This is a genomic window from Microbacterium paludicola, assembly GCF_039529675.1.
Classification (GTDB): Bacteria; Actinomycetota; Actinomycetes; order Actinomycetales; family Microbacteriaceae; genus Microbacterium; species Microbacterium paludicola.
Map to the genome: position 1 here is coordinate 54,001 of NZ_BAAANG010000036.1, position 13,741 is coordinate 67,741.

Here is a 13,741-nt window from a genome sequence, read left to right on the forward strand (position 1 = left end):
CGGCGTGGATCCCGACGTCAGGGACGACTCAGTCCCTTCATGTAGCCGGCGTGGACATCCTGCCGGATCGAAACCGCGACGGCGACAGCCTGGCGAACGAGACCGCTCCTCCGGAGGTCGCGACCAGGCGGCCGATCTCGTTGCCCCCCCCACCGTCGAAGTCCCCCTACCGACATCGCTTATGTTCATGCCGGGCCGTGCGCAGCAAGCCAAGTGATCACCGCGCTGTGCCATCGGTCGGGGTCAGAGTTCCAAGAGAGCGTATGAAAGGCCTCGAAGACCTCCAGCGAAACGAGGCCAGGCCGAGAGTCTCGGAGTCCTTGTGAGAGCCGTATCGGTACGGAGTCGTCGTGGGTGCCGTGAAGGATGAGCGTGGGCGCGGTGAGTTCCTCGGCACGAACCGTCCAGTCGAAGGATCGGAGCGGGATGCGCTCGGGCAGGCCGACCATGTGGGCCAGGGGGCGGAGCGTCAGCCACGGAATCGCGAGGCTGCCCGCGGCTGCGGGGAATCCGCTGCGGGCACAGTTCGCTTTGATGACTTCCGTCCAGTCGAGCACAGGCGAGTCGAGCACGAGACCTGCGATGCTGCGTCGATACGACGGGTGGTGAGCGAGCTGGAGCGCGATGGCCGCACCCATCGACCATCCGAACAGCACGATCTGTCGGGCTCCGTGCCGCATCGCGTACTCGATGGCAGCCGCGGCGTCGTCGGCCTCGGTGAAACCAAGCATTGAGCGCCCGTTGCCGACTCCCGGGCCTTCGCCGTCGGCTCGGTAGCTGACAACGAGCGAGGTGTAGCCGCGCTCGGTCGCAGCGAGCACGCCGCGAAGTGTTCCGGCTCGAACGCTGCCGAGGCCATGTAGGTGGATCGCCCACGTCGATCTGGCACCGTCGCCGTCGATGCGCCAGGCGGGGGCAGCACCCGCGGGGGTGTCGATGGTGATGTCGTGTGCGTGAAGGCCGGCGTCGTGCGGGGTCGGGTAGTAGATGCCGCTCCAGGAGACGTGATCGCCAGCCCTGAGAGTGAGCCCCGATGCCGTGCTCGTCACCCGTCGTGCGATCAGAGTCGGTCCACGGTCGAGCACGTCTTCGGAGAGTTGCGCCCAGCCTCCGTTCTCGAACCAGAGGTTGTACGCGCCTTCGGCTGCGGTCTGGCGAGTTCGGTCGAGCACGATGAGAGTGCCGTCGCCGTCGCGCTCAACCTCGCGGACGGTCAGGTCGTATCGCCGCGTGCTGGGGGCTGTCAGCCGCCGCGCGATCACCCAGCCGACACCCAACGCGCCTGCCGCAACGAGTCCGGCACCTAGCGCGACCCGTCGCATCACGAACTGCCCTCCTGGCCGACCCGGCCTCCTGGCGAAGCGGTGGTCCGTGTCGCTCTCGTGTCGAGTCCGAGGAGGTGGCTCTCGGCGCGATTCAGCAGGGCGCGCTCGGCTGCGCTGATGTCGAAGGTGACGCGCGGGTCGATCATCGCGTCGCGGATCTCAACGATCTCTCGGTGTAGACGGCTCTCCAGGTCATCCGCGCTCGCAGCGAGCGGGTCTGCTTGGCTCAGCCCAGGCCGCACGAGGGACGCCCGCTTCCAGAGAGGCTCCAACTGTGTCGCGAGGCCGACGGTGCGCTTCCGGCGCATGTCGTGCTGTGCGCGGCGGACGGCAGGCTGCGCGGCGAAGCCCGCGCATAGGAAAAGGAACGCGAGGAGAGAGAGCGGTTCGTAGGCGGGTTGGACGGCGCGCATGAGATCGAGATGTCCTGTGACGTGTGCGACGTCCATGATGAGCACGGCCAGGCACAGTGCGCCGCCGAACGCCGATCCCAGGCTCAGCAGAGCCGCGGGGAGACGCTGGATGCCGGAGCTGCGCAGATATTGCCGCGCGGCGAGGATCATCATCGTCGTGATTACGAGGAAGAAGTAGCTGAAGTTGATGATCGAGTAGGCCGCTGCTGCGGGTTGCGCGCCGAGGTCGATCATGAACCGAGTCGTGGTTGTGCCTCGGTCGATGAACACGAACGTCGTGGTGATCGCAAGAAGCGAGGTGAGGAGCACCGGGATTCCCACGGCGACCCGCACGAGCCTGGGGCGGTACTCGTCGGCCTTCATGACGCCTCGACCGAGAAAGAAGATCCCGGTCATCAGCAACCCATCCGAAACGAGGGTCGTGACATTCGTCCCGCCAAGAAGCGGATCGGTGGCGAGGTAGATGGCGTCGACGTTCAGGGTCATCGCGACGGCAATCGTGAAGGAAGCGTAGGTGATGCTTCGATCCGCCCGTTTGCGGCGGAAGATGAGCAGGCTCGCCACGAGCGCCCACATGAGCGTCGCGACGAGCGCCTGGATCACCCGAAAATCTCCGAATAGCGGGACTCGGCGAACACCGATCCTCGGATGCCCGCGGCCAGCCGATCTGCGAGCGACTCGGCGGCGATCTCCGTCTCACTGTCAATGTCCTGTCGCTTGAGCAGACGTCCGCGCGTGTGAGGAGGGATGTTGGGCAGCAAGACGTCCCCGGCTGTGCAATCGTCGCCCTCCGTGTGACCGAGGATCATGTGGGCCAGCTCGTGAAGGACGAACTGCTGGCGGTGCAGTGCAGAGTCGCTGCGTGCGTGGAGCACGAAATCCTCGGTGTCGGTGACCAGCCAGAGCGCACAGATGCCGTCGCGGGTGTCGAGGTCGGCGAGTTCGACGACGCGGAGCCTACGATGGCGCCGTTCCTGTATGGCCTGGAGAAGGTGCGCAAGCGTGAATCTGCTGCCGAGCCGCAGATCGGAGACGGCGGCCGTTACGGTCTCTTCGGTGTTCACGTTTACCCCCTCTCGGCCGAGCAACTACTGGCCTCGGCTCCGTGGTGCGCGACACCCGTCAGTGCTCGGGTGTTCGCATCATTTCCTCGTCCAGGAACTTGCTGATGGCTTGGAGCGCCTTCGGCGAGATATCGCCGAGTGTGCGAGCAGCGTAGGACTTCACCTTCGCTGCACGCATCGAACGCACGAGGTCGAGTTGGGCGGAGACCTTCTCCGGGGTTGGCACGCCGCTCTCCCCCGCAAGAAAGGCAGCATCAACGTCGAAGAAGTCCGCGAGCCCCTCGAAGATTGCGGTGTCTTGAACGTATCGGTGGCCGTTGACCATGTACGTCCATCGTGATCGAGACAGGCTGATGCCACGTTGTCTCAGATGCTCCGCAATCTGTGAGTAGGTCGGTTCGGAGCCGGACTCGGCGACAGCGACATCCATCAGAAGTCGCAGGCGCTTGGCGAGGTCGTCAGCCGCAGCCTGACTCTCGTCTTCAGTCATCGTCGCTGACCCCCTTCCCTTCGGGAGGACCAAGGCATCGACGTAGCCCAGACCCAAGGGCAGTTGTGCATGCTCAATCTACCCGTTGAGCATGCACAAATCAACTGTTGCGCATGCTCAACGTGCGGTGTTAGAACGGAATCTCGGGAGAGTTTTGAGCATGCTCAACGCGGCTACCCGGTGAGCGGGAGGAGACGGTCCATGAGCGCAGCGCGACCCCGCAGCTTGACTGCGTTGCCCGCCGGACGGCGACCGTCTCTTGGGAACCCCGGCGCACCTGGTCGGCAAGAGCCGCACAGCTCACGACCAGGCCAGAGGAGGTGCCGAGATGACGATGCCGGAAGCCTCGCGCGGAGAGCGCCAGCCGATGGATGCCGCCGCCCTGCTCGCCTCGCTCACCGGGCTGTCGCCGAGCGCCGCAGCGTGTCGCTACGCCGAGGCAGGCATCCCGGTCTTTCCCTGCGTCACAGGAGGCAAGCGCCCGCTGACCAAACGGGGATTCCACGAGGCGAGCACCGAACCGCGCCAGGTCGCTCGCTGGTGGGCGCGGTGGCCGCGCGCCAACATCGGGATGCCGACGGGCCAGATCTCCGGGCTGGAGGTCGTGGATGTCGACGTGCACGGGGCGATCCGCGGCTTCGCAGCGTTCGAGCTGGCCCGGCGCGAGGGGCTGACGGATCGCTGGGCCGCGTTCATCCGCACGCCCTCGGGCGGAGTCCATGCCTACTACCCGGCCGATCCCGAGCTGGTGCAACCGTCCTGGCAGGTGGCGCGTGCTGGCATCGACTTCCGGGGATCGGGCGGCTACGTCGTCGTGCCGCCCTCGATCATCGCCACCGATGCGGGGCCGAGTGCGTATGCCCTCATCGGCTCCGGGCGAGGCGATGCGGTTCCCGTCGATGCCCGCGCGCTGCGGCAGTTCCTCGATCCGCGACCGGCGCACCCGACGCCCGTTATCCCTGTCGAGCGGACGGGCGGCGTTGACGTGGAGCGGATCGCCCGCTGGGTCGAGATGCGCGGCGAGGGCGAGCGCAACCGCGGCCTGTTCTGGGCCTCGTGTCGACTCATCGAGGCGGGCATCACGCCCGACCGCGTGCGTGCCGCGCTGGGGCCGGCTGCCGAACGCGCGGGCTTGCCCGCGCCGGAGATCGAGACGACGATCCGCTCGGCGCACCGCGTAGCGAGGGGCGCACCGTCTGCGCCCGCCGCCAGTTCCCTGCCCAGCCATGCAGCTCAGCCTTCATCGGGTCAGGTGCTCTCGTGATCCCCGGCAGCACGCAACAGCCGCGCGGGCGGATCGCCGTGTGGACGGCGGTGGCTGGGACCGTATTCATCGCCGCAGCCGCCTTCTGGCTGTCGTTCACGGCGCTCGCCGACCTCGCGCGACGCTCCGGCGTCGATGAGAGCCAGGCGTGGGCGTGGCCGCTCATCGTGGACGGCATTATCGTCGTCGCCACGGTGTCAGTCGTCGCGCTCGCGGGGCAGCGTGCCGCCTGGTATCCGTGGCTGCTGCTCATGGCCGGTGCCGCGGTCTCGGTCGCAGCCAACGCGATCCACGCGGTCGTCGCCGCTGACGCCGACGTTCCTTCTGCGCTCGCGGGATCGGTCGCCGCAGTTCCGCCGCTGGTGCTGCTGGCGATCACGCACCTGACGGTGGTGCTCACTCGACGGTTCCGTGGAGAGCCGTCGACGCAGACGGTCGAGTTGGTGTCGAGCGCAGTCGAGCACCTGTCGCCGGAAGCGCCTGCGCACCTTGCTCCTAGAGAACTCGCTCTGCGGATGAAGGAGGACGGCATGACGAACACCGCCATCGCTCGTGCAACCGGGGTGCATCCGTCCACGGTCGGTCGTTGGCTGGCGACGCCCGCGCTCGCCGCCGCATCGGAAGGAGGCGCGCTGTGAACGACGAGCTGCCAGAAGACGAGCATGCCCGTCGGCTTGCCGATGTCCTCCACACACTGAAGCCGACTCCCAGCGAGGCTGCTGAGATCTCCGAGCTGGCGCGCCACACCGACCCGTGGCTCGCCGCGCAGACGTGGCGCGGCGGCCACCCACTTCTGGAGCGTCTGAGCGCAGAGCACGACCGCAGCCAGGTGGTGTGGGTGCGCCCGACCGAGCTACTCCCGTCCGCCTCGGCCCGCATGATCGGGCGCGGTATCGACCTGCGCACCGAGCTGGCGCGCCGCGTCGAGGAACCTCGGCAGACCTCGCCGCAGGCAACTCCGGTGACCCGGCCAGGCATCCGGGCGCGTGCCCAGGGCATCGCGCCGCTCTCCGCGTTCGGTCAGTCGCCCGCGCACCAGTCCTCTGTCAGCCGCGACGCGCTCCGCCGCCTGTGAGCGCACCATGTCTGCCCCGGCCGCTCCACCGTCGTTCCGCACCCCGGAGGGATTGCGCGCGCTCCTGGAACGTCTGCACGACGATGGGGAAGGCGCGTGGCAGCGCGACGTGGATGTCGCGGCGCTCATGGAGTACACGGCGGGTCGGTACGCGAGCCTCGCGCGAAAGCACGGCCTCGACCCGTGGGAGGCGGCGAGTGCCGCGTTCGACGCGATGCGTACCCCGGCCGTGCGCAACGCCGATGATCCGTGGGCAGTCGTCACCCGCGCCGTGCAGGTCACACTGATCGCCGAGGAGCGGGGCAACGGCTTGCTGTGCTCGACGCATCAGGCGCGCAGGCCGCAGTACAGCGGCTTCCACGACCCGGAGCGGTTCAGCGACCGGGAGAACCCGCTCACCGACTACCACGAAGCGTTGCGGGTCGCGCCCGCGGGTGAGGACGAGAACGAATCGGACGACGAGGCATCTGGCGTCGTCCGTGCAGTCGAGGACGCGATCAAGCTGCTGATGCTGCTCGACTGGCCGGAGCAGACGGCGCGCGCGGCCATCGAGCACATCTGCACTCGACTCGGCGAAGCGCCGTCGCGGGCGAGCGCAGCGGAGTCACTGCGACGAGACCCGCACGCTCGGGCGGTGCTCGATCTGTCGTCGACGAGCTGGAACGCGCTGCTCCGTGCGATCCTCGGCAACCCCGATCCCGACCAGGCGCACACCGCCGTCGGCCGCGGCGTGCTGTTCCGGCTCCTTGTCGGCGAGCCCCTACGGGCGCTGCTCACCGATGACGACCTCGTGCTGCTGCTTGGCCTGAATGCTCCGACTCTGGCTGGGGCGAGGTGAGCACATGGCGGCGGGCACCGGGCACATCGAGCTGGAGCGCACCATCGACTCCATCGTCGTCGGCAACCGCCATCGCACGGAACTGGGCGACATCGATGCGCTCGCGGCATCCATCGAACGTGACGGGCTGCTCCAGCCCCCGACCGTGACACCGGACGGGGTGCTCGTGTGCGGCGCTCGACGCATCGCGGCGCTGCGCAAGCTCGGCCACAAGAAGGTCAACGTCTTCGTCCGCTCCGGGATCAGCGACCGGCTCCAGAGGCTCATGGCGGAGCAGGCCGACAACGTGCTGCACAAGCCATTCACGCAGACGGAGGCCGCGGCGCTGTACCGCGAACTGAAGACGCTCATGGCCGAGGACGCCGCTCGTCGTCAGGCGGCGACGCAGTTCGGTGCTGGCGAGAAAATCGCCGGAACGAGCGGTGGTGCCGTGACGGCCCCACCGCTCGTCGGTGCTCCGGGCAAGTCCCGCGCGCAGGCTGCGGTCATGGTCACCGGGCGCAAGTCGTACACGAGCCTGGAGCAGATCAACGACCTCCAACGGATCGCCAACGACCCCCGCCAGCCAGAGGACGTGCGCGGCTTCGCCCGCTCCGAACTCGACGCCATCGACCGCGGCTCGTCGATCACCACGGCGCACGCCCGCACGATCGCCATGCTGGCGATCCCGCAGGAGGAACCCGAGCCACCAGGCGAACTGGAACTGCTCGCGCAGGAGGCGCTGGAGCGCGCAAAGCTAGGGCGCAAGCGAGGCCCGGCCCCCGCGCCAGCGTCGAGCGCCGTGCCGGTTCGCTATCCGGTGCGGGCGTTCACACTGACCTGGAACGACCTCGATCAGTGGTGGTCGCACTACGACTCCGCCGAGATCGGCACCGCACTGAGCGACGACCAGTGGGAGCACGTCGAGATGATCCTCGACGCCACCGTCCGATTCTTCGACGCGGCCCGAGCCGCCCGCGCCGCCCGCCAACGTCTCGCCAAGGAGAGTGCCTGATGCCGCAGACTCGCTTCCCCCGTCGCCTCATGATCCTCCTGATCGTCGGTGCCGCCTTGCTCGCCGTCCTCGTCGGAATCGGGCTCTATGGACTGCTGCTCGCGCCTCGCTCCGACCCCTCGCCCGAAAACACCGCGGGCGATCCTCCCAACGCGTCGACCAGCACGCCGTCGCCGACATCGAGCACTCCGCCCGTCGTCCGTGAGTCCGACGACCCGGAGACGTTCGCGCGCGCCCTCGCCACCGCGCTGTTCGCCTGGGACACCGCGACCGAGTTCGTGCCGACCGACTACGCGCAGGTCATCGTGGATGTGGGCGATCCTTCCGGCAATGAGACGGCCGGGCTCGCCTCTGACGTGCGCACTTACCTCCCGACCGCGGACGCCTGGGCTCAACTCCGCACGATGCAGACCCGCCAATGGCTCGACATCAACGACATGTTCGTGCCGGACGAGTGGGCGACCGCGCTGGAGCAGGCATCCGAGGGACAGATCCTTCCGGGCACCGTCGCCTACACGATCACCGGCATCCGACAACGCGAGGGCATCCACGGCACCGAGCCCGTGACCAGCTCCCACGATGTCGCGTTCACCGTCTTCATCACCTGCGAGCCGACCTTCGACACCTGCCGCGCGCTTCGCCTCTCTGAGCTTGACAACCCCCTGCGCTGATCGGCACCCGTATGAAGAAGCTCGTTGTGGCCATCGCCACCCTCATCGCACTGCTCCCCATGAGCCTGGTCGGCGTGGGTCTGCTCGTGTCGCCCGCGGTATTCGCCGCGTGTCTCTCGTCAAGCTCGCTCATCGTCGGGTCGATTCCCGAGTCACTCACAGCCACGACGCGCGCGGGCGCGACTGTGACCCTCAACCATCAGCAGCTCACTCAAGCAGCCACCATCATCACGGTCGGCGCTCAGACCGAGGGCGTGGGCCGCGCTGGCATCGTCATCGCGCTCATGGCCGCACTCACCGAGTCACGGCTGCGGATGCTCGCAAACTCGGCTGCGATTCCAGAATCAAGCGACTTCCCGAACGACGGAGAAGGTAGCGATCACGACTCTCTCGGCCTATTCCAGATGCGGCCGAGCGCAGGATGGGGCACCGTCGCAGAGCTGATGAATGCGACCTACCAATCGCGTGCCTTCTACGGAGGCTCGAGCGGGCCGAACTACCCATCACCGCGTGGACTGCTCGACATCCCCGACTGGCAACACCTCGACCCCGGCGAGGCGGCGCAGGCGGTCGAGGTCTCGGCCTACCCCGACCGCTATCAGAACTACCAGCCGGTCGCCGAAGCGATCCTCACTGCGCTCACCCGGCGCGCTGAGACCACGCCGAGCGGTACGCCGCTCGGCGACGTACCCGAGACGACCGCAATCGTCTTCCCCCTGCCGGGTGGGACGTGGGTGAACACCAGCGACTTCGGGTGGCGCGAAGACCCCTTCACTGGTGAGCGAGCGTTCCACTCAGGAACCGACTGGGCTGCCGACGACGGCACGGCGATCCTTGCGCTCGCCGACGGCGTGGTCAGCTTCGCCGGGCCGTCGGGCGGCTACGGCAACCTCATCATCATCGAGCACACGATCGATGGAGAGCGCATCGCCTCCGCCTACGCCCACATGTGGCAGAGCGGCGTCCTCGTCAGCGTCGGGGATCGGGTCGTTGCCGGGCAGCACATCGGCAACGTCGGTTCGGCGGGCAAGTCGACCGGAGCCCACCTGCATTTCGAGATCCGGCCGGGCGGGTCGAACGCCGCGGCAGTCGATGCCGAGCCGTGGCTTGCCGCCCACGGAGTGCAGAACCTCGATGCCGCAAGCACCGAGGCGCTCTGCTCAGCACAGATCGCGGCATGACATGGACGTATTCCCCGACTTCGGAGCCGTCGGCGGTCAGGCAGAACTGCGCGCCATCGTTGGCGCGCTGCTGACCATCGTGCTCATCTTCGCCGTGCTCATGCTCGTCATCTGCGCCGCAGTGTGGGCGATCTCGTCGGCGAACGGCAACATCTCTTCGGCTGTCCGCGCGCGCGTCGGGTTCCTCGTCTCCATCGGAGCTGCCGCACTCGCCGGCCTCGGCGTCACCTGGATCAACTTCCTGCTTGGGGTCGGAGCAAGCATCTGACGCCGTCGAACTGGGACAGCGTGCGCACCTACCGGGTAAAGGCGTTCCTCGCCTGCTGAAGGAGCACACTGTGATCGACATCGACCCCAATACCGACGGGTTGCCCGGCATCGAGCAGCTCCGCGTCATCGTCGGCGCGGCTATGACAGTGGGCCTCATCCTCGCCGTCCTCGCCCTCATCATCTCGGCCGTGGTCTGGGGGTACGGGGCGAACAGCTCGAACCCGCACCTCGCCAGCCGGGGCAAGGTCGGCGTACTCGTCTCGTGCGGCGCGGCGATCATCTGCGGTGCGTCGGTGACGCTCGTGAACTTCTTTTGGAACGTCGGCCAGTCGGTCTGACTCCACGACCGAGTTGAGATGGCTGAGCCGATGAGTATCTGTGATGTGCCCGTCATCGCCTCGGTGTGCGATGCCGTGGGTGAGGGAACTGCGTCGCTCATCTCCGCGCCGTTCGACTGGCTCGCGCAGGCAATGGGGCAGGCCGCCGCCTGGCTGTTCGAGAGCGTGTGGGCGGTGTTCGACTCGACAACGCTCGTCGACGTCACTGGAAGTCAGTACGTCTCGGTCTACAACGTGCTGTTCGGGGTGGCGATCTTCGTCATGCTCGTCTTCTTCTGCCTCCAGCTCATCACCGGGCTCGTGCATCGAGATCCGATGGCACTGTCGCGCGCGGGCGTGGGACTTGCCAAGTCGGTGCTCGGATCGTTCGTCGCCATCACCCTCACCGCGACCCTGTTGGAGGTCACCGATCAGCTCACCATCGGCATCGTGCAGGCGACTGGCAACACGATGGAAGGCATCGGTGACCGCATGGCACTGCTCGCCGCTGGGCTGACGACGATCAACATCGCCTCGCCCGGTGTCGGTGCGATCATCACGATCTTCCTTGCCGGGCTCGGCATCGCGGGTGCGGGCATCGTGTGGTTCACGCTGCTTGTCCGTAAGGCGCTTCTGCTGGTCGCCATTGTCTTCGCGCCCATCGCACTCGCCGGGTTCACCTGGGATGCCGCGAAGGGTTGGTTCGGACGCTGGGCGGCGTTCGTCGTGGCGCTCATCTTCTCGAAGCTCGTCATCGTCGTCGTGTTCCTGGTCGCCATTGGGCAGATCAGCGCGCCCATCGACCTCGACCACGCCTCGATCAGTGACCCGATCTCGGGCGTCGTGCTGATGTTCATCGCCGCGTTCGCGCCGTACCTGACGTACAAGTTCATCTCGTTCGTGGGCTTCGACACGTACCACGCGATGTCGAGCGAGCAGGAAGCGAAGTCGGCGCTCAACCGGCCCGTCCCGCTGCCGGTCAAGGCCCAGCCGAACGCGGCAAAGTCCGTCCTCGGAGGGCAAAGCGGCGCGAGAGGCGGGACTCCTCCCGCGCCGAGCACAGCTCCCGCTGCAAGTGGCGCAGCAGGCAGCGCTGCGGGCGCAGGTGGCGGGGCGGCCGCTTCCGGTGGCGGAGCGGCGGCCTCGGGAGGCGCGGCAGGTGCCGGGGCAGCAGCGGCCGGCCCCGCGGCCGCAGCCGTCGTCGGGGCGCAGGTTGTCAAAGCCGCGGCGACGACTGGGCCGAAAGTCGGTGCCGCGGTCGGCGGCGCAGCAGCCGGGCACGCGGAGACATCCACGCCGCCGATACCCGTAGCGCCGAGGAAGGGGTAGAACATGGCCACCCAGCACCCCCCGGCTCCCGAGCAGCAGCTCTCCCCCGTGCAGTTCTCCCGACTCGCGCACCGTGGCATCCTGCTCGGACTGTCGATCTCGCAGTTGATCGTGCTGGGCATCGGCGTGGTCACCGTCGTCGCCACGATCTACACGGGCGGTGGCATGGGGCTGGTCTGGACATCCCCGATCTGGCTCAGCTGTCTGCTGCTCGCGGTCGTCCCCGTGGGCGGGCGCAAGCTCGTCGACTGGCTGTCCATCGTGTCGCGCTGGATGTGGCGGAGCACCGCAGGGCAGTTGATCTTCCGCCGCCGGGTCATCAAGCCGCGCCCCGTCGGCACGCTCGCGCTCCCCGGCGATGCGACCGCGCTGCGCGAATGGGTCGATCCCGAGACGGGCGCGGCGATGGTGCACGACCCCCACGCTCAGACCCTGACCGCAGTGCTGGGAGTGACGCACCCGGCGTTCGTGCTGCTCGATCCGGGCGAGCAGGAGCGGCGGATCAACGGCTGGGGTCGGGTGCTCGCTACCGCGTGCCGCTCGGGCCGGATTGCCCGGCTCCAGGTCTGCGAGCGGACGCTGCCGGACTCAGGCACGGGGCTCGCCGAATGGTGGGCCAGGCACGGCACCGACGACGATTCCTGGCCTGCGACCACCTACCGGGAGCTGATCGAGCGTGCTGGGCCGACCGGCGAGCGCCATGCGACGACCATCTCGATTGCGCTCGATATGAACGCCTCGGGACGACAGATCCGTTCAGCGGGCGGCGGCATTCGTGGAGCTGCAGCAGTGCTGCGTCAGGAGATGACCACGCTCGTCGCGGCGCTGCGCGCTGCGGACCTCGCCAACACCGGCTGGCTCGCGCCTGGCGAGGTCGCCGTCATCCTGCGTTCCGCCTACGACCCGGCTGCCGCGCCCGCGCTGGAGCGGCACGCCGACATCGGGCGTTCCCTCGCCACCGCGGGGCCGGTCGCGGTGACCGAGAGCTGGGATCGCGTGCGCACCGACTCCGCGCACCACACCGTGCTATGGCTCTCCGAGTGGCCGCGCTCGCAGGTGTTCCCCGGATTCCTCGCCCCGTTGCTGCTCACCTCCGGCGTGCAGCGGTCGTTCTCGCTCATCTGCACGCCAGTTCGCGCCGACATCGCGGCCCGCGACCTGCGGAAGAAGAAGGTCGGCCTGCTCTCCGACGCAACCCAACGCGCGAAGATCGGGCAGGTCGAGGACGCCTCACGCACGGCTGAGTACCAGGACGTGCTCCAGCAGGAGTCCGACCTCACCGCAGGGCACGGCGTGCTCCGCTACACCGGCCTCATCTCCGTCTCCGCGCCCACGGTCGATGAGTTGGATGCCGCCGTCGCCGCCATCGAGCAAGCCGCGGTCCAAGCGTCCTGCGAAACGCGCAGACTCGTCGGCCAGCAAGCCACCGCATTCGCCGTCGCCGCGCTCCCGCTCTGTCGGGACGTGTGACGACGCGCACGCTGCGTCCCCTCTCGCCGATCAGGTCGTAGTCACTCGGCCGGACGCACGAGCAAAGTCGCGGATGGGTAGACGCCCTCTGCCCAGGCTAGAGTCGGCAGGTCGGCACCATCGAGACCCGCCAGTTGCAGAGCCGCCTGCCCAGACAGATGGGCCGAGTTAATCGACTGTCCGTTCGCCACCGCGGCGTAGAACTGCGCCGCGTAGCTGATCGCGTCACCGTCTTCAATCTCGTCTGCCATGCCGATTGCGAACGGAACAATGTCGGCAACGAGGGCGTCAAGCTGACCAGCAGACCGGCAGGAGTTCAGAAGAACGAGCAAGGGCGGATCGTCCGTTGCATTGATCGCGGCAGCGAAGGCGCGCGCGCTCACGATCACACCCTCGTGGGGCGTATCGGTTTCGTCTTCGAAGACGATCAAGTCCTCATTGCTGTGGCCGGAGAAGTGAACGACGTGCGGACGGAACTTCGTGATGCCATCCAGCAGATCGGCCGTCGTTGCAGCAGGACGGACATCCAGCTCAACCAAGTCACGATGAAGCGCCGACTCGACCGCTGCACGAATCCGCTTCTGCTCACGCCCCACGCGCAGATCGCCTTCCGACGATGCGCCGAGCATCAGCACGCGGAGCTTCTCAGGCTTCGGGGCAGGAAGCTCACGAATGACTTGCGAGACGGCGGACTCCGTGGCGCTCAGCCGCCGCTCGAGAACGGCGCGCTGGGCCGCGGCTTGCCGATCCGCACGCTGTTGGTCCAGCTTGCGTCTACGTTCAGCGGCGTTGCTCTCGGATGCTTCTGCCCGTGCGAGCTTGTCGGCAAGCGCCATCTCCTCTTTGGCATAGCCGGCCGCGCGCGACTGCCATCGACTCGCCTCCTTACCTGCCGCGGCAGCCTCCGATTCCTTCCTTTCGGCTTCGCGCAGCTTGGACTGGATGGTGCTGGAGCTCTTCGACTTGCTGGCCGCAGGTCAAGTCCTGGGACGTGGTGTATCGGTGATCGTGTGATCCTTCGTGTCGTGGTCAGGCTGTGA

At 67.7% G+C, this 13,741-nt stretch carries 16 protein-coding genes; 11 read left to right on the forward strand and 5 right to left on the reverse strand.

Features of this window, described 5'->3' with window-relative positions:
- Positions 1-185: 185 nt before the first annotated feature.
- Genes ABD161_RS14835 through ABD161_RS14850 form a run of 4 tightly spaced genes read right to left on the reverse strand, consistent with a single transcriptional unit; the run spans position 186 to position 3,292 of the window.
- Positions 186-1,322: an alpha/beta hydrolase gene (locus ABD161_RS14835; RefSeq protein ID WP_344004698.1), complete on the reverse strand. Its 1,137-nt coding sequence runs from the start codon at positions 1,320-1,322 to the stop codon at positions 186-188.
- Entirely contained in the window at positions 1,322-2,341 is a 1,020-nt protein-coding gene (locus tag ABD161_RS14840) for a DUF6545 domain-containing protein (RefSeq protein WP_344004648.1), read from the reverse strand. The genes ABD161_RS14835 and ABD161_RS14840 overlap by 1 nt, the downstream gene beginning before the upstream one ends.
- Positions 2,338-2,802, reverse strand: a complete 465-nt coding sequence (locus ABD161_RS14845; protein WP_125131942.1) for a hypothetical protein — start codon at positions 2,800-2,802, stop codon at positions 2,338-2,340. Before ABD161_RS14845 ends, ABD161_RS14840 begins: the two co-directional genes overlap by 4 nt.
- Before the next feature lie 58 nt (positions 2,803-2,860).
- Positions 2,861-3,292: a hypothetical protein gene (locus ABD161_RS14850; RefSeq protein ID WP_344004655.1), complete on the reverse strand. Its 432-nt coding sequence runs from the start codon at positions 3,290-3,292 to the stop codon at positions 2,861-2,863.
- A 328-nt stretch (positions 3,293-3,620) separates the two neighbouring features.
- Here ABD161_RS14850 and ABD161_RS14855 point away from each other — a divergent pair, with 328 nt between their 5' ends.
- The 11 genes from ABD161_RS14855 (at position 3,621) to ABD161_RS14905 (ending at position 12,701) form a co-directional block, all read left to right on the forward strand.
- Positions 3,621-4,556 (forward strand): bifunctional DNA primase/polymerase, encoded by a 936-nt coding sequence (locus tag ABD161_RS14855; RefSeq protein ID WP_344004658.1) that lies wholly within the window; start codon positions 3,621-3,623, stop codon positions 4,554-4,556.
- A 38-nt stretch (positions 4,557-4,594) separates the two neighbouring features.
- Positions 4,595-5,194 (forward strand): DUF2637 domain-containing protein, encoded by a 600-nt coding sequence (locus ABD161_RS14860; RefSeq protein WP_425560916.1) that lies wholly within the window; start codon positions 4,595-4,597, stop codon positions 5,192-5,194.
- On the forward strand, positions 5,191-5,631 hold the full coding sequence (locus tag ABD161_RS14865) for a hypothetical protein (protein WP_344004664.1): 441 nt from the start codon (positions 5,191-5,193) through the stop codon (positions 5,629-5,631). The genes ABD161_RS14860 and ABD161_RS14865 overlap by 4 nt, the downstream gene beginning before the upstream one ends.
- Positions 5,632-5,860: 229 nt before the next feature.
- Positions 5,861-6,469, forward strand: coding sequence for a hypothetical protein (locus ABD161_RS14870; protein ID WP_344004668.1), 609 nt, complete (start codon positions 5,861-5,863; stop codon positions 6,467-6,469).
- Between the two features lie 4 nt (positions 6,470-6,473).
- Entirely contained in the window at positions 6,474-7,463 is a 990-nt protein-coding gene (locus ABD161_RS14875; RefSeq protein ID WP_344004671.1) for a ParB N-terminal domain-containing protein, read from the forward strand.
- Entirely contained in the window at positions 7,463-8,134 is a 672-nt protein-coding gene (locus ABD161_RS14880; protein WP_344004674.1) for a hypothetical protein, read from the forward strand. Before ABD161_RS14875 ends, ABD161_RS14880 begins: the two co-directional genes overlap by 1 nt.
- A gap of 26 nt (positions 8,135-8,160) precedes the next feature.
- Complete coding sequence (locus ABD161_RS14885; RefSeq protein ID WP_344004677.1) at positions 8,161-9,315, forward strand: M23 family metallopeptidase; 1,155 nt, start codon at positions 8,161-8,163, stop codon at positions 9,313-9,315.
- A gap of 1 nt (position 9,316) precedes the next feature.
- Positions 9,317-9,583, forward strand: a complete 267-nt coding sequence (locus ABD161_RS14890; protein ID WP_045246598.1) for a DUF6112 family protein — start codon at positions 9,317-9,319, stop codon at positions 9,581-9,583.
- Between the two features lie 70 nt (positions 9,584-9,653).
- Positions 9,654-9,923 carry a DUF6112 family protein gene (locus ABD161_RS14895; RefSeq protein WP_045246597.1) on the forward strand — a complete coding sequence of 90 codons (270 nt, stop codon included), beginning with the start codon at positions 9,654-9,656 and terminating at the stop codon, positions 9,921-9,923.
- Between the two features lie 18 nt (positions 9,924-9,941).
- Positions 9,942-11,231 carry a conjugal transfer protein TrbL gene (locus ABD161_RS14900; protein WP_425560915.1) on the forward strand — a complete coding sequence of 430 codons (1,290 nt, stop codon included), beginning with the start codon at positions 9,942-9,944 and terminating at the stop codon, positions 11,229-11,231.
- Between the two features lie 3 nt (positions 11,232-11,234).
- Positions 11,235-12,701 carry an SCO6880 family protein gene (locus ABD161_RS14905; protein ID WP_344004685.1) on the forward strand — a complete coding sequence of 489 codons (1,467 nt, stop codon included), beginning with the start codon at positions 11,235-11,237 and terminating at the stop codon, positions 12,699-12,701.
- A 41-nt stretch (positions 12,702-12,742) separates the two neighbouring features.
- On the opposite strand, the gene ABD161_RS14910 is transcribed toward ABD161_RS14905, so the two are convergent.
- Positions 12,743-13,537: a CHAT domain-containing protein gene (locus tag ABD161_RS14910; RefSeq protein WP_344004688.1), complete on the reverse strand. Its 795-nt coding sequence runs from the start codon at positions 13,535-13,537 to the stop codon at positions 12,743-12,745.
- Positions 13,538-13,741 lie beyond the last annotated feature (204 nt).